Below are 14,858 nucleotides of genomic sequence, written 5' to 3'. Positions count from 1 at the left end.
AACCGGTCCGTTTTTCGGAAAACAGACCAGTTCCCTCTTTCACACTGGCGCTACCGAACCTCAGGCGCGCTTCGGAAGCTTCCAGTTCGGGCGAATGAAGTGGCAGGTGTAACCATTCGGAATGCGCTCCAGGTAATCCTGGTGCTCCGGCTCCGCTTCCCAGAACGGCCCGGCCGGTTCGATTTCGGTCACCACTCGTCCAGGCCACAGGCGCGAAGCGTCGACATCGGCGGCGGTGTCTTCGGCGACGTCGCGTTGCTGTTCGCTGAGGTAATAGATCGCCGAGCGATAGCTGGGGCCTCGGTCATTGCCCTGACGGTTGGGCGTGGTCGGGTCATGTATTTGAAAGAAGAACTCGAGGATCTGCCGGTAACTGATAACGGCAGGATCGAAGACGATTTCGATGGCTTCGGCGTGGCTGCCATGATTACGGTAGGTGGCATTCGGCACATCGCCGCCGGTGTAACCGACGCGCGTCTTCAGGACACCGGGGTAGCGCCGCAGCAGGTCCTGCATACCCCAGAAGCAGCCGCCGGCGAGGATGGCAGTTTCGGTTTGGCTGGTCATGGTTTGTCCTTCCCCTTGGGGATGTTGGAGGTAACCCTTGTTATGAGGGCACACTGACCAATTCCAAGACCTCAAATGGGGGACCTCAAATGGGGACAGATTTATTTTAAAAATAAATCTGTCCCCATTAAAAAATCAGGCAAACGCCGATGTGATGAACGCTTCCAGCGTCTGTTCCTCCAGAATCTCGATAGAGAAATGCCCGAAGCGCTTGGGCAGCCAGATGATGCGTGTCCCGGACGGTGATTGCAGGTTGGCGCGTTCCAGTGGCTGGCCGTTTTCGTCTTCTGGCTGCACACCGGCAATCACCAGTTCGTCGTAGGCTTTCTCGATGTCCGGTGTCGAATAGCAGTGACGATAGATCATCCCCTCCCCCGACGAATCCAGCAGCTCCTTGAGATTTCCCGCCAACGGCTGGACCAGCATGAAACGCTCCTGGCCGATCAGCGCAACCGCGTAGCGAACATGCAGGCCACCCCGTTCCCAGACGAGGGTTCTGGAGATTCTGGCGTTGAGGATCTGCGCATAGTAGGCGCAGGCTTCCTCGAGGTTGTTGACCAGAACATCGACGTGACTGAACTTCAAATCCATTGCATGTCCCCCTGACTGACAGTCGCCCATTTAAAACAGAAAAGCGCCTGAAAATGGGGACGAAAATGGGGACAGATTTATTTAAAAAATAAATCTGTCCCCATTAAAAAGACTACTTCGGCATCAGCACCGTATCCACTACATGAATCACACCATTGGACTGCATCACGTCCGCAATGGTGATCGCAGCCTTCCCGCCTTTGGCGTCCACCACCCACAATTTGCCGTCGTGCAGCATGACGGTCAGGGATTCGCCCTGAACGGTTTTGAGCATGACTTTGCCGCCGTGCATTTTGGCGTCATCCATCAGCTGTTTTGCCGTGTGAGTGCCTGCTACGACGTGATAGGTGAGGATCGTCGTCAGGTCGGCCTTGTGCTCCGGTTTGACGAGCGTATCGACGGTGCCGGCGGGCAATTTGGCGAAGGCTTCATTGGTCGGCGCGAAGACCGTGAACGGCCCCTTGCTGTTGAGGGTGTCGACCAGCCCGGCCGCCTTGACCGCTGCAACGAGCGTGGTGTGGTCCTTCGAGTTGACGGCGTTTTCGACGATGGTCTTGTTCGGGTACATGGCCGCACCGCCGACCATCACGGTATCGGCGGCAAAGCTCGATCCCGTGCCAAGGCAGAGCAATGTGAAGCAGGTGATGGCAATGCGTTTGATGAGCGAGTGCATGGTGTGTCTCCTGAATTCTTCGACCCTTCGATTGAGGGTGATGAATTTACGGAGCAGACGCGCAATCGGATGCATCACGGTGCAAGTATTTTCAAATGGGGACAGATTTATTTTAAAAATTAATCTGTCCCCATTAAAAAATCCCGGTGGCCGCCGCTTCCACTTCATTGATCCTGATGGCTATGAACTGGCCGTCTGGACGAGCCAGGAACCGGCTCGCACGTAACAGAGCCAACGACCACCCCACCACCCGACAACAAAAAAGCACCCGAAGGTGCTTTTTTTGTCGCTGCCGTCAGCGTTACGAAGTCTTCACGCCGGCCCGGGCCGCGTGCAGTTTCTTGTAGCTGTCGATCAGTCGCAGATGGCGGTCGAGGCCTTCGAGCTTCATGCTGGTCGGCGTCAAGCCATAGAAGCGTACGCTGCCGTCCACCGAGCCGATCGCCGCGTCCATCCGTTCGTTGCCGAACATGCGGCGGAAGTTGGCTTCGTAGTCGGCCAGTTCCAGATCTTCGTCCAGCTGCATCTCCAGCACCCCGTTGACGGCCTGATAGAACAGACCGCGCTCGACGGTGTTGTCGTTGTACTGCAGGAACATCTCCACTGCTTCCTTCGCTTCCTCGATTTGTCCCAGGGCGAGCCAGATCAGCAGTTTCAGTTCCAGAATCGTCAGTTGACCCCACACGGTGTTGTCGTCGAACTCGATGCCGATCAGCGTGGTGATGTCGGTGTAGTCATCCAGTTCGCTTTCCACCAGACGCTCGACCAGCGACTGGAGTTCTTCTTCGTTCAAGCGATGCAGGTTGAGGATGTCTTCGCGGAAGAACAGTGCCTTGTTGGTGTTGTCCCAGATCAGGTCGTCCACCGGGTAGATTTCCGAGTAGTCCGGCACCAGGATGCGGCAAGCGGTGGCGCCGATGTGCTCGTACACCGCCATGTACGATTCCTTGCCCATACCCTTGAGAATGCCGAACAGGGTTTCGGCTTCCTCGACGTTGGAGTTTTCACCCTCGCCGGTGAAGTCCCACTCCACGAACTCGTATTCCGCCTGGGCGCTGAAGAAGCGCCACGACACCACGCCGCTGGAGTCGATGAAGTGCTCGACGAAGTTGTTCGGCTCGGTGACCGCCTGAGCTTCGAAGGTCGGCTGCGGCAGATCGTTCAGGCCTTCGAAGCTGCGGCCCTGCAGCAGCTCGGTCAGGCTGCGCTCCAGCGCCACTTCGAAGCTCGGGTGCGCGCCGAACGAGGCGAACACGCCGCCGGTACGCGGGTTCATCAGCGTGACGCACATCACCGGGAATTCGCCCCCCAGCGACGCATCCTTCACCAGCACCGGGAAGCCCTGGGCTTCCAGGCCTTGAATGCCGGCCATGATCGCCGGGTACTTCGCCAACACTTCCTGCGGCACGTCCGGCAGGGCGAATTCGCCTTCGATGATTTCGCGCTTCACCGCACGCTCGAAGATTTCCGACAGGCACTGCACCTGGGCTTCGGCCAGGGTGTTGCCGGCGCTCATGCCGTTGCTCAGGTACAGGTTTTCGATCAGGTTCGACGGAAAGTACACCACCTCGCCGTCCGACTGACGCACGAACGGCAGCGAAACGATGCCGCGCTCTTCATTGCCGGAGTTGGTGTCGATCAGGTGCGAACCGCGCAGCTCGCCGTCGCGGTTGTAGATCTTCAGGCAGTACGGATCGAGGATTTCGCTCGGCAGCTCGTCATTGCTGCCCGGCTTGAACCAACGCTCGTCCGGGTAATGCACGAACGGCGCATCGGCCAGGTCCAGGCCCCAGAACTGATCGTTGTAGAAAAAGTTGCAGTTCAGGCGCTCGATGAACTCGCCCAGCGCCGACGCCAGCGCGCCTTCCTTGGTCGAGCCCTTGCCGTTGGTGAAGCACATCGGCGAGTGCGCGTCACGAATGTGCAGCGACCACACGTTCGGCACGATGTTGCGCCACGAGGCGATTTCGATCTTCATGCCGAGGTCGGCGAGGATGCCCGACATGTTGGCGATGGTCTGCTCCAGCGGCAGATCCTTGCCCGGAATGTAGGTGCTGGCGCTGGAGTTCGCCCCCGGCATCAACAGTGCCTGGGCGTCGGCGTCGAGGTTTTCCACCTCTTCGATGACGAACTCGGGGCCGGCCTGCACCACCTTCTTCACGGTGCAGCGGTCGATGGAGCGCAGGATGCCCTGGCGGTCCTTGTCGGAGATGTCTGCCGGCAACTCGACCTGAATCTTGAAGATCTGGTTGTAGCGGTTCTCCGGGTCAACGATGTTGTTCTGCGACAGGCGAATGTTATCGGTCGGGATATTGCGGGTTTCGCAATACAGCTTCACGAAGTACGCCGCACACAGCGCCGACGAAGCCAGGAAGTAGTCGAACGGACCCGGTGCCGAACCATCGCCCTTGTAGCGGATCGGTTGGTCGGCCACCACCGTGAAGTCGTCGAACTTGGCTTCAAGTCGAAGGTTGTCGAGAAAGTTGACCTTGATTTCCATGGGGGACTACCAGAATAGCGAGCTGAACAGAATGGCCGCCATTATCCGGTTTTTGAGCGGGAAGTCTTGTGCTTTGGCGTTTTGGCCGCCGACCGGAGCGCCGCTCAGGTCGAGACGTTGCGCTGCGCCATCTCGTCGGCGATGGCGTCGATCACGCAGCGGGCGGTCGGTGACAGGCTTCTGTTGGGCAGGCTGACGACACCGATTTCGGAGTGCAGTCCGGGCCGGTCCACGACCTGCAATTCGATCAGGTTGCCGCTGTACAGGTCTTCCGCCACGGCGCCGTGAATCACGCCGAGGATCGTATCGGTCGAACAGGCCACCGTCCTGAGCAACGCCACATCGTCGCACTCCAGCGCAAGCGGCAAGGCCTGGCGCGTGGAAATGCCCAGGGTCTGCGCAGTCTCTTCCTTCACCACGGCCGGCAGGCGCGTCGTGGCGATGCCGTACTTTTCCAGGTCTCTCATCGTCACCGCGCGCCCGGCCAACGGGTGCTGTGGCCGGACGAAGAACCCCGCCGAGGCCTGGCCCAGCGGGCGGATCAGCAGATCGGCGTCGGCCGAGAAATTGCGGATGTCCGCGACGAAGAACTCGATCGCTTCGTCCCGCAACCGGGCTTCAAGAATCTGCCAGTTGTTGATCTCTACCCGCAACGTGACTTGCGGATATTCCCGGCGCAACCGAGGCACCACCTGATGCATCAGCATCGCCGCCGGAAACGGCCCGACGCCGAACGCGAGGTTGCCGAGCCGGCCATCACCGTAAAGCGCCAGATCCCGTTCCAGCGAGCGTGCATCGAACAACAGCCGTCGCGCCCGCTCGATCAGAAACTCCCCCGCCGGCGTCGGGCGCACGTCGCCACTGTCCCGGTCGAACAGGCGCTGTCCGGTTTCGCTTTCAAGTGCCTGGATGCTGCGGCTCAGCGCCGGCTGGCTGAGGTGCACGCGTTCGGCAGCGCGGCCGAAATGGCGTTCATCGGCAAGGGCCAGCAGGTGTGTCAGTCGTTTGAGGTCCATGTCGCCGATGCTAGCTACGCATTGTCCGGATGTAAACAATGCATTGGATACATCACGCCCGCCTCCCTACTCTCTGATGAATCGATCCTCGGAGAACAACAAGAATGAGACCGACCTTTTACACACTGATCGCCCTGACGCTGGTATCCCTCGCCGGCTGTGACAAACCGCCCAGCGTTGCCAGCGGCGAAGCGACGCCCGCCACAGCGGCGGTGATAGAAGCCTCAATCAAGGGCCTGGACCTCAACGACACTCGGGACCTGGAAGACGCCCAGCGCGGTCTCATCGCCCGCCCGACAGGCCAGATCCTCGGCTCCGACGGCTCTGTGCTGATCGATTTCGATGCGTTCAGGTTCGTCGAAGGCAAGGCCCCCGCCACGGTCAACCCGAGCCTTTGGCGCCACGCAATGCTCAACGCCCAGATCGGTCTGTTCAAAGTCACCGACGGCATCTACCAGTTGCGCGGCTTCGACATCGCCAACATGACGCTGATCGAAGGCCAGACCGGATGGATCGTGGTCGATCCACTGACATCGAAGGAAACCGCCGCCGCAGCCCTGGCATTCGCCCGCGAGCAACTGGGCGACAAACCCGTGACCGCCATCATCTTCACCCATGACCACGCCGACCACTTCGGCGGTGTGCTGGGCATTACCTCGGTCGCGGAAGTCGCCGAACGCAAGATTCCCGTGGTGGCTCCTGTCGGTTTTATGGAGGAAGCCACCAGCGAAAACGTGTTGGCGGGGCCTGCGATGTCGCGCCGTTCGATGTATCAGTTCGGCAAGAACCTGACACCGGGTGCCACCGGCATGGTGGATACCGGGCTGGGGAAAAACGTCGCCTACGGCAGCATCGGCATTCTACCGCCGACGCAGATCATCGATCAGCCGACGCAGGAACTGGTGATCGACGGCGTGACCTTCGTGTTCCACAACATTCCGGGCGCTGAGGCCCCGGCCGAGCTGACCTTTTCCATCCCCGAACGCAAGGCCTACGGCGGCGCCGAGCTGCTGGCGCAGACCATGCACAATCTGCTGCCGATCCGTGGCGCCAAGGTTCGTGATGCGTTGCTCTGGTCCGATTACGCCCAGGCTGCCCTCGATGATCTGGGCGACACCGAAGTCTATTTCGGACAGCACAACTGGCCGGTCTGGGGCAATGAGCGCATCCGCGAATTCATCACCCAGCACCGTGACATCTACAAATACATGCACGACCAGACCGTGCGCCTGATGAATGCCGGCTACACGCCCGACGAGATCGCCGAAAAGATCCAGTTGCCCGACTCGCTGGCCTCGTACTTCGGCACCCGCGGCTATTACGGCGACCTGCGACACAACGTCAAGGCGATTTACCAGATGTACCTCGGCGCCTACGATGGCAACCCGGCACATTTGAATCCGCTGCCTCCCAGGGAGTCCGCCAGACGCTACGTCGAGTTGATGGGCGGCAGCGCCAAAGTGCTCGAAGCCGCACGCGTGGCCTATGACAAAGGCGAATACCGCTGGGTCGCCGAGCTGCTGGATCAAGCCGTCCTCGACCAGCCCGACGACAAGGCCGCCAAGGAACTGCTGGCCCGAGCCTATGAACAGTTGGGCTATCAATCGGAGTCAGCCACCTGGCGCAACAGCTACCTGACCGCCGCCCAGGAACTGCGCAACGGCCCGCCGGAAAAAGGCGTGCGCCGCTCGGATCTCATCGAGCTGATGAAGCAGACACCTACCGAACGCTTCCTCGAAGCCATGGCCGCCAGCCTCGACGGCCCGGCCGCAGACGGCAAGAACTGGACCTTCAACCTGCAACTGACCGATACGAAGGAATCGTTCGTGCTGTGGATCGAGAACGCCGTGCTGCACTATCGCCGGGGCGCACCGGCCAGCAATGCCAACGCCACGTTGAGCGTTACCAAGGATCTTTTCGTGCAACTGCTGAGCGGCACGGCGGGGTTCAAGGACGCGCTCACGTCCAAAGACCTGAAGGTCGATGGCAGCACAGTGGATCTGGTGAGATTCCTCGGATTGCTGGAGAAAGCCCCGGGCAACTTTGCAATCGTCGCTCAGGCGCGCGATTGATTCGCGCAGGGTCGTTCGGATGTAATGCCTGAAGAGGTCAAACCCTGAGCAAGTCCGGCTAGGTATCTGTACGCCGCTTTCGACGATTCTAGGGCCGACCGTTACTCCAGGAGCTTCACACCGTGCCCGACGCACCGACGCAAACTGCCTACGCGAAGCGCTTCACCGTCGTACTCGCCTACATCGACGCCAATCTTGAGGGCGATCTGTCGGTGAAAACGCTGAGCCAGGTGGCGAACTTTTCCGAGTTCCACTTTCACCGGCAGTTCACGGGTTACGTCGGCGTGCCCGTCTCGCGCTATGTGCAGTTGATGCGCCTGCGCCGCGCCGCGCACCGTTTGAGCACCCTGCCCGACCATTCGGTGATGGAAGCCACGCTCGACGCGGGGTTCGAAAGTCCCGAAGCGTTTTCCAGGGCATTCAAGCGAGCCTTCGGCACTTCGCCGGGGGCATTTCGCAAGGCTCCGGACTGGAGCGTCTGGCACACGGTCTTCGCCATACCTCACTTTTCAAGGAGCATTACCATGCAGGTACGAATCGTCGACTTCCCCGGAGTCCAGGTCGCTGCACTCGATCACCGTGGGCCACCAGGCCTCGTCAATCAAAGCGTGCAACGCTTCATCCAGTGGCGCCAGCAGAGCGGGCAGTCGCCGGTGACATCGAGCCGCACCTTCGGGATTCCTTACGGCAATCCCGACACGACGCCACCGGAGGATTTTCATTTCGCGATCTGCGGCGAAATCCGTGAAGCGGTGGCGCCGAATGAGTTCAACGTCCGCGAGCTGAGCATTCCTGCCGGCCGTTGCGCGGTGGTGCGTCACACCGGTTCAACCGATCACATCGGTGAAACCATCTACCCGGTCTACCGCGACTGGCTGCCCGCCAGCGGTGAAGAACTGCGCGATCACCCGCTGTTTTTCGAGTACTTGAGCATCAGTCCCGAGACTCCGCAGGAGCAGTGGCAAACGGATATTTACGTGCCGCTGCGCTAACAATCGCCAGCCCCTCAGGCTCAGCTAAGTTTCACTGGATACCTTCTCTCCTGCGCACATTCAGCGCTGCTCAGGAGAGGCCATCCACCCATGAAACCCGCCATAGCCGACTGGCTCAACAAAGTGCCCGAAGTGACGCTGTCCTTCTGGGTGATCAAGATCCTGTCCACGACCGTGGGTGAAACCGGTGCCGACTTTCTGGCCGTGGACGCAGGTTTCGGCGCCGGCCCGACCAGCCTCGGCATGGCCGCGCTGCTGGCCATCGCGCTGTTCACCCAAATGCGTACCAAGGCCTACACCCCCTGGATCTACTGGCTGACCGTGGTGCTGGTGAGCATCGTCGGCACGCAGATCACCGACATCCTGACCGACATGCTGGATGTCAGCCTCTACACCAGCACGGCGGTGTTCTCTGTGTTGCTGGTGGTCAACTTCCTGATCTGGTACCGGACCGAACGCAGCCTGTCGATCCGCGAAATCGTCACCCCGCGCCGGGAGCTGTTCTATTGGGCCACGGTGCTCTGCACCTTTGCCCTCGGCACCGCCGCCGGCGACCTGGCCACCGAAGCACTGGGCCTGGGCTTCACCGTCGGCGCAGTGATCTTCGGCGCGTTGATCGCGGCCACCCTGATCGCCTGGCGTCTGGGTGCCAACACCGTGCTGACGTTCTGGATCGCCTACATCCTGACCCGCCCCTTCGGCGCGTCCCTCGGCGACCTGCTGACTCAGGCCAAGACCTACGGCGGCCTCGGCATGGGCGCGACCTGGACCAGCGCGATATTCCTCTGCGTCATCGTCCTGCTGGTCACCGTCGCGCAGATCAGCGTCGGCAATCGCAAAGCCATCACTCAGTAAACCTTCAGACTTTCATCAAGGAATCATCATGCGCCAGATTCAAAACATCATTCGTCACGTCGCCATCGTCTCGTCCATCTGCCTGCTGAGCATTGCTGCCGGCTGCTCGAAACCGGCGGACAAGCCTGCGGCAAACGCCGCTGCAGGAGCCGTCAGCACACAAGGCCAGGCCGCCTCCAAACTGGGGGATCTGTCCGAGTTCCGCAACATCGCCGCCGACGTAGCTGCCCTCGTCGATAAAAACGACCTTCCGGGCGCCAAGGCCCGGATCAAGGATCTGGAAACCGCCTGGGACTCGGCCGAGGCCGGGATCAAACCCCGTGCCGCCGGCGACTGGCACATGCTGGACAAGGCCATCGACCGCTCGCTCGATACCTTGCGCGCCAGCGCCCCGCAGCAGAAGGACTGCAAGGCGCGGATGGACGAGTTGCTCAAAGCCTTCGACTCGCTGAAGGGCAACGCCTGATCCGGGGCCAGACAAACCCTTGCACAGATGCTTCAATACAAGCGCGACGGCCCTGCCCGTCGCGCTATTTTTTTGGAGAGCGGGTCATGCGGATATTACTGGTGGAAGACGATCCGATGATCGGCGATGCCATCCAGGGCGCCCTGAACGACGCCAGCTACGCCACCGACTGGGTGAAAAACGGCCTCACCGCACTGGCCACGCTGGACACCCAGCATTACGACCTGGTGCTGCTGGACCTCGGCCTGCCCGGCAAGGACGGGCTGGACGTGCTCGACAGCATTCGCGCTCGCAATAACCCGGTGCCGTTGCTGATCATCACTGCCCGGGATGGCCTCGATGATCGCCTGCGCGGCCTCGATGGCGGCGCCGACGATTACCTGCTCAAACCCTTCGACATGGCCGAGTTGCTGGCGCGGATGCGCGCGGTACTGCGGCGCAAGGGCGGGACTGCGTTGTCCTTGCTCGACAACGGCGTGGTATCCCTCGACCTGGTCTCCAAGCAAGCCACGACCGCCGACAACCCGGACGTGCAATTGTCCAGCCGCGAATTCGCCCTGTTGCAGGCCCTGTTGATCCGGCCCGGGGCGATCCTCTCGCGCAGTGAACTGGAAGACCGGCTCTATGGCTGGGGCAATGAAGTGGAAAGCAACGCGGTGGAGTTTCTGATTCACGCCCTGCGCCGCAAACTCGGCAGTCACGTCATCAAGAACGTCAGGGGAATGGGATGGATGGTTTCAAAAGGCGCCTGAGGGACTCGGTGCAACTGCGGCTGTCGGTCACCCTGTCGCTGGCGATTCTGCTCGTTGCGCTGCTGGCCGCGGCGTTTGCGTTCGTTTCGGCGCTGGACGAGGCCCACGAAATGCAGGATGAAACCTTGCGTCAAGTAGCGGCCCTGTACGACCGCCAGCAAATGACCCTGCACTACCCCGCCGCTCAGGCCGTGGACGACGACAACGAAGAGTCCCGGGTCATCGTGCAGTACCTGGCCGACGGTAGCCAAGCAGTCGGCAACGACGACGCCCTGCTGCCGCTGCCCTTCCCCACGACCCTGTCCGATGGCCTGTCGACCTTGAAGGTGACCGGTGAAGACTTTCGCGTGCTGGTCAGAACCACCGCCCGTGGCGAACGCATCGTCGTCGCCCAGGAAACCGGCGTGCGCGACAAGGAGGCCCGCGAAAGCGCCTGGCGCAGCCTGCTGCCGTTCCTGATTCTGTTTCCGGTGCTGTTGCTGGTAGTGGGCGATCTGGTGCGCAAAATGTTCCGCCCCATCGCCACGCTCTCGGCCGATATCGACCAGCGTGATGAACAAGCCCTGCACCCGGTCGACGAAAGCCATGTGCCGAGCGAAATCCGGCCGTTTGTGGTGGCCATCAACCGCCTGCTCGGTCGCGTCGCACAATCCGTGGACAACCAGCGGCGTTTCGTCGCCGATGCCGCCCATGAACTGCGCTCGCCGATGACCGCCCTGTCCCTGCAGGCCGAACGACTGGCCGCCACGGAAATGCCGGCCGCCGCCCGCGAACGCCTGTTACCGCTGACCCGAGGCATAGATCGCAGCCGTAACCTGATCGATCAACTGCTGAGCCTGGCTGCCGCGCAGTCCAGCTCAAATGCAGTGCCGAGCCGCGTTTCAGTCCTGCACATTTACCGACGGATTCTGGAAGACCTGCTGCCCCTGGCGGACCGCAAGAATATCGATATCGGCGTCGAGAGCAGCGAGGACGTGCAGGTCAGCATCAACGAAACCGACCTGCTGATCCTGATCCGCAATCTGGTGGACAACGCCATCCGCTACACCCCGCCCGGCGGGCGTATCGACCTCTCGGTCAAGCGCGAGCAAGCGGCGGTCGTCCTGCAAGTCAGCGACACCGGCCCCGGGATTGCCGTGGAAGAACAGGCGCGGGTCTTCGACCCGTTCTACCGCAGCCTGGGCACCGATGAGTCGGGCTCGGGGCTGGGGCTGTCCATCGTCAAGGCGATTGCCGATCGCACGGGGCTCAAGGTTGATCTGGGGTTTACCGACGTCATCGAGCGCAGCGGTCTGTGTGTCACCGTCAGCATCGGGCAGCCCTGAGCCGTTTCCCGTCCTTACATTTCGACCTGCGTCCCCAGCTCGATCACCCGGTTCAACGGCAACTTGAAGTACTTCAGGTTGCTGTTGGCATTCTTGAGCAGGAACGCGAACAGGTACTCGCGCCACTTGGCCATGCCGATGCGCTTGGTCGGGATGACCGTTTCACGACTGAGGAAGTACGTGGTGCGCATCGGGCTGAAATCCAGTTCGGCCAAGTGACAGAGGCTCAGCGCCATTGGCACATCCGGTTCCTCGGTAAAACCGAAATGCAGGTTCACCCGGAAGAAGCCGTCGCCATAGGACTCGACTTCGAAGCGACGATCCACCGGCACTCGCGGGCTGTCTTCGGATACCACGGTCAGCAGCACCACCTGCTCATGAAGCACCTGGTTATGCAGCAGGTTGTGCAGCAGCGCATGGGGAACCGCGTCGGCCCGCGCCGTCAGGAACACCGCCGTGCCCTGCACGCGATGAGGCGGTTGCGCACGGATGCTGCTGATGAACAACGGCAGCGGCAACGCGGTTTCATCCAGTCGCTCGACGATGATCTTGCGCCCGCGCTTCCAGGTGGTCATCAGGATGAACAGGCCGATGCCGGCGATCACCGGGAACGCACCGCCCTGCAGAATCTTCGGTGCGTTGGCCGCGAAGTACAGGCTGTCCACCAACAGAAAACCGAACAGCATCGGGATCGCCAGCCAGCGCGGCGTCTTCCACAGCAACAGCACCACGGCTGCGGACAGCAGCGTGGTAATCAACATGGTGCCCGTCACCGCCACGCCATACGCGGCAGCCAGGGCGCTGGAGGATTCAAAACCGATCACCAGCAGCACCACACCGACCATCAACGCCCAGTTGACCGTGCCGATGTAGATCTGGCCTTGCTCCTGGCTTGAAGTGTGCTGGATGAACATGCGCGGAACATAGCCCAGCTGGATGGCCTGGCGCGTCAGGGAGAACGCACCGGAAATCACCGCTTGCGAAGCAATGATCGTCGCCAGCGTCGACAGCGCGACCATCGGCAGCAGCGCCCATTCCGGGGCCAGCAGATAGAACGGGTTGCGCACCGCTTCCGGGTTGCCGAGGATCAACGCGCCCTGACCAAAGTAATTCAGGACCAGACCGGGCAGGACCAGCATGAACCAGGCGCGGGCAATCGGTTTGCGACCGAAGTGCCCCATGTCGGCGTACAACGCTTCCGCACCGGTCAGCGAAAGGACGACCGCGCCGAGAATCGCCACGCCCATGCCCGGATGGGCCGTAAAGAAGCGCACCGCCCAGATCGGGTTCAGCGCCTGCAACACCTCGGGGCGCTGCACAATGCCGTAGACCCCGAGCGCACCCAACACCACGAACCACAGCACCATGACCGGGCCGAACAGAATGCCGATCCGCGCCGTGCCGTGTTTCTGGATCAGAAACAGCGCCACCAGCACCACCACCGACAGCGGCACCACCCAGTGCTCGATGCCGTCGAACGCCAGCTCCAGCCCTTCCACCGCCGAGAGTACCGAGATCGCCGGAGTGATCATGCTGTCGCCGTAGAACAGCGCCGCACCGAACAGACCGAGCAACACCAGCACCTTGCTCAAGTGCGGGTAAGGCGCCGACGCACGACGGGCCAACGCCGTCAGCGCCATGATGCCGCCCTCACCCTGGTTGTTGGCCCGCAGGATGAACAGCACGTACTTGATCGAGACCACCCAGATCAGCGACCAGAAAACCAGCGACAGAATGCCCAGCACACCGTCGTGATTGAGCTGCACGCCGTAGTGGCCGGAAAACACTTCTTTGAGGGTGTAGAGGGGGCTGGTGCCGATATCCCCGTAAACCACACCGACAGCGGCCACCAGCATGGCTGCGCCCGAGGTCTTGGTTGGGGAATTTTCGTTGGTTTTACTCAAGGGTCGCGGCTCTCGAACGGCGGGAAGTAGTGGCATGCCATCCTTGGGCAATACGCGGACCGGGGCCTTCAGCAATACAAGGCTCAGGTGCGGTCAAAAAAACGCGGCCAGTATCGATGTGAACCCAATCCTCTACCGTAAAGAATGCGTAAAAAATCGACCTGACCCGAGCCGTCGCGCAAGTTTTTAGAGTCGGCCGATTGTTATGGCTGATGGCATAATCGCCAGCAGTTCATAACAGGGGCGCATCAATGTCCGTTGAAAGCTACGACCTGCTCGCGATCTTTTCGGCGGTGGCGCAAGAGCGCAGCTTCACCCGTGCGGCGGCGAAACTGGGCATGTCGCAACCGGCCCTGAGCCGGGCGATGCGTCAACTGGAGGAGCGTCTGGGCGTGCGCTTGCTCGCGCGCACCACCCGCAGTGTTTCCCCGACCCAGGCCGGCGAGCATCTGTTGCGCGTGATCGCGCCGCGGTTCGAGGAGATCGATCACGAACTGGCCTTGCTCAGCGAGTTTCGCGACAAACCCGCCGGCAAGTTGCGCATCACCGCTGGCGAGCATTCGGCGATCACGATTCTGCAACCCGCCCTCGCCCGGCTGATGCCCGACAACCCCGACCTGAATGTCGAGATCATCGTCGACTACGGCCTGACCGATATCGTCGCCGAAGGCTTCGACGCCGGTGTGCGGCTGGGTGAACAGGTGGCCAAGGACATGATCGCCATGCGCATCGGGCCGGACATGCGCATGGCGGTAGTCGGTTCTCCGGCCTACTTCGCCCGCCACCGCAAACCGCTGGTTCCACCCGACCTCATGGAACACAACTGCATCACCCTGCGCATGCCGACCCATGGCAGCCTGCTGCTCTGGGAATTCGAAAAGGACGGGCAAACCCTGAATGTGCGAGTCGAGGGGCAACTGGTGTTCAACAACATTGCCATGCGCCTGCAGTCCGTGCTCCAGGGGCTGGGGCTGGCCTACATGCCGGAAGACCTGGTGCAGGAGCATGTCGCGCAGGGCCGGTTGATTCGGGTGCTCGCCGACTGGTGCGAGCCGTTTTCCGGCTATCACCTCTACTACCCCAGTCGGCGCCAGAGTTCACCCGCCTTCACTTTGCTGCGCGATGCGTTGCGCTATGGCGGCTGA

The 14,858-nt window shown here is 61.3% G+C and carries 13 protein-coding genes and 1 pseudogene; 8 read left to right on the top strand and 6 right to left on the bottom strand.

Annotated elements, in window-relative coordinates:
- Positions 1–60 precede the first annotated feature (60 nt).
- From msrA to DLD99_RS12160, 3 genes are all read right to left on the bottom strand, one after another.
- On the bottom strand, positions 61–567 hold the full coding sequence (gene msrA, locus DLD99_RS12170) for a peptide-methionine (S)-S-oxide reductase MsrA (protein WP_114882379.1): 507 nt from the start codon (positions 565–567) through the stop codon (positions 61–63).
- Positions 568–702: 135 nt separating this feature from the next.
- A complete protein-coding gene (locus DLD99_RS12165; RefSeq protein WP_114882378.1) occupies positions 703–1,158 on the bottom strand; it encodes a VOC family protein in 456 nt (151 codons plus the stop codon).
- Positions 1,159–1,270: 112 nt separating this feature from the next.
- Positions 1,271–1,831, bottom strand: a complete 561-nt coding sequence (locus tag DLD99_RS12160) for a fasciclin domain-containing protein (RefSeq protein WP_114882377.1) — start codon at positions 1,829–1,831, stop codon at positions 1,271–1,273.
- 139 nt (positions 1,832–1,970) lie between these two features.
- On the opposite strand from DLD99_RS12160, the pseudogene DLD99_RS29640 reads away from it, so the two are divergent.
- A pseudogene (locus tag DLD99_RS29640) lies at positions 1,971–2,057 on the top strand (VOC family protein); the annotation flags it as partial.
- Positions 2,058–2,132: 75 nt separating this feature from the next.
- Here DLD99_RS29640 and DLD99_RS12150 read toward each other — a convergent pair.
- Together DLD99_RS12150 and DLD99_RS12145 are read right to left on the bottom strand one after the other, a co-directional pair.
- Positions 2,133–4,331 (bottom strand): OsmC domain/YcaO domain-containing protein, encoded by a 2,199-nt coding sequence (locus tag DLD99_RS12150; protein ID WP_114882376.1) that lies wholly within the window; start codon positions 4,329–4,331, stop codon positions 2,133–2,135.
- Positions 4,332–4,435: 104 nt separating this feature from the next.
- A complete protein-coding gene (locus DLD99_RS12145) occupies positions 4,436–5,347 on the bottom strand; it encodes a LysR family transcriptional regulator (protein WP_114882375.1) in 912 nt (303 codons plus the stop codon).
- Positions 5,348–5,451: 104 nt separating this feature from the next.
- Here DLD99_RS12145 and DLD99_RS12140 point away from each other — a divergent pair, with 104 nt between their 5' ends.
- From DLD99_RS12140 to DLD99_RS12115, 6 genes are all read left to right on the top strand, one after another.
- Complete coding sequence (locus tag DLD99_RS12140) at positions 5,452–7,419, top strand: alkyl/aryl-sulfatase (RefSeq protein WP_114882374.1); 1,968 nt, start codon at positions 5,452–5,454, stop codon at positions 7,417–7,419.
- A 122-nt stretch (positions 7,420–7,541) separates the two neighbouring features.
- Entirely contained in the window at positions 7,542–8,411 is an 870-nt protein-coding gene (locus DLD99_RS12135) for an AraC family transcriptional regulator (RefSeq protein ID WP_114882373.1), read from the top strand.
- 90 nt (positions 8,412–8,501) lie between these two features.
- Positions 8,502–9,266, top strand: coding sequence for a COG4705 family protein (locus tag DLD99_RS12130; RefSeq protein ID WP_114882372.1), 765 nt, complete (start codon positions 8,502–8,504; stop codon positions 9,264–9,266).
- A 28-nt stretch (positions 9,267–9,294) separates the two neighbouring features.
- Entirely contained in the window at positions 9,295–9,732 is a 438-nt protein-coding gene (locus tag DLD99_RS12125; protein ID WP_085708504.1) for a hypothetical protein, read from the top strand.
- Between the two features lie 86 nt (positions 9,733–9,818).
- Positions 9,819–10,484, top strand: coding sequence for a response regulator (locus tag DLD99_RS12120; RefSeq protein ID WP_114882371.1), 666 nt, complete (start codon positions 9,819–9,821; stop codon positions 10,482–10,484).
- Entirely contained in the window at positions 10,460–11,809 is a 1,350-nt protein-coding gene (locus DLD99_RS12115) for an ATP-binding protein (protein WP_114882370.1), read from the top strand. Before DLD99_RS12120 ends, DLD99_RS12115 begins: the two co-directional genes overlap by 25 nt.
- Before the next feature lie 14 nt (positions 11,810–11,823).
- On the opposite strand, the gene DLD99_RS12110 is transcribed toward DLD99_RS12115, so the two are convergent.
- Entirely contained in the window at positions 11,824–13,665 is a 1,842-nt protein-coding gene (locus DLD99_RS12110) for a potassium transporter Kup (protein ID WP_114882369.1), read from the bottom strand.
- Between the two features lie 299 nt (positions 13,666–13,964).
- On the opposite strand from DLD99_RS12110, the gene DLD99_RS12105 reads away from it, so the two are divergent.
- Positions 13,965–14,858 (top strand): LysR family transcriptional regulator, encoded by an 894-nt coding sequence (locus tag DLD99_RS12105; RefSeq protein ID WP_114882368.1) that lies wholly within the window; start codon positions 13,965–13,967, stop codon positions 14,856–14,858.

Source organism: Pseudomonas kribbensis (assembly GCF_003352185.1).
Classification (GTDB): domain Bacteria; phylum Pseudomonadota; class Gammaproteobacteria; order Pseudomonadales; family Pseudomonadaceae; genus Aquipseudomonas; species Aquipseudomonas kribbensis.
This window is presented reverse-complemented; position numbering and strand designations above follow the sequence as displayed.

What these genes read in the sequence shown, in the direction of transcription:
- msrA (WP_114882379.1), bottom strand. Translation starts at nt 567, where the DNA reads ATGACCAGCCAAACCGAAACTGCCATCCTCGCCGGCGGCTGCTTCTGG.
- DLD99_RS12165 (WP_114882378.1), bottom strand. Translation starts at nt 1,158, where the DNA reads ATGGATTTGAAGTTCAGTCACGTCGATGTTCTGGTCAACAACCTCGAG.
- DLD99_RS12160 (WP_114882377.1), bottom strand. Translation starts at nt 1,831, where the DNA reads ATGCACTCGCTCATCAAACGCATTGCCATCACCTGCTTCACATTGCTC.
- DLD99_RS12150 (WP_114882376.1), bottom strand. Translation starts at nt 4,331, where the DNA reads ATGGAAATCAAGGTCAACTTTCTCGACAACCTTCGACTTGAAGCCAAG.
- DLD99_RS12145 (WP_114882375.1), bottom strand. Translation starts at nt 5,347, where the DNA reads ATGGACCTCAAACGACTGACACACCTGCTGGCCCTTGCCGATGAACGC.
- DLD99_RS12140 (WP_114882374.1), top strand. Translation starts at nt 5,452, where the DNA reads ATGAGACCGACCTTTTACACACTGATCGCCCTGACGCTGGTATCCCTC.
- DLD99_RS12130 (WP_114882372.1), top strand. Translation starts at nt 8,502, where the DNA reads ATGAAACCCGCCATAGCCGACTGGCTCAACAAAGTGCCCGAAGTGACG.
- DLD99_RS12125 (WP_085708504.1), top strand. Translation starts at nt 9,295, where the DNA reads ATGCGCCAGATTCAAAACATCATTCGTCACGTCGCCATCGTCTCGTCC.
- DLD99_RS12120 (WP_114882371.1), top strand. Translation starts at nt 9,819, where the DNA reads ATGCGGATATTACTGGTGGAAGACGATCCGATGATCGGCGATGCCATC.
- DLD99_RS12115 (WP_114882370.1), top strand. Translation starts at nt 10,460, where the DNA reads ATGGATGGTTTCAAAAGGCGCCTGAGGGACTCGGTGCAACTGCGGCTG.
- DLD99_RS12110 (WP_114882369.1), bottom strand. Translation starts at nt 13,665, where the DNA reads ATGCTGGTGGCCGCTGTCGGTGTGGTTTACGGGGATATCGGCACCAGC.
- DLD99_RS12105 (WP_114882368.1), top strand. Translation starts at nt 13,965, where the DNA reads ATGTCCGTTGAAAGCTACGACCTGCTCGCGATCTTTTCGGCGGTGGCG.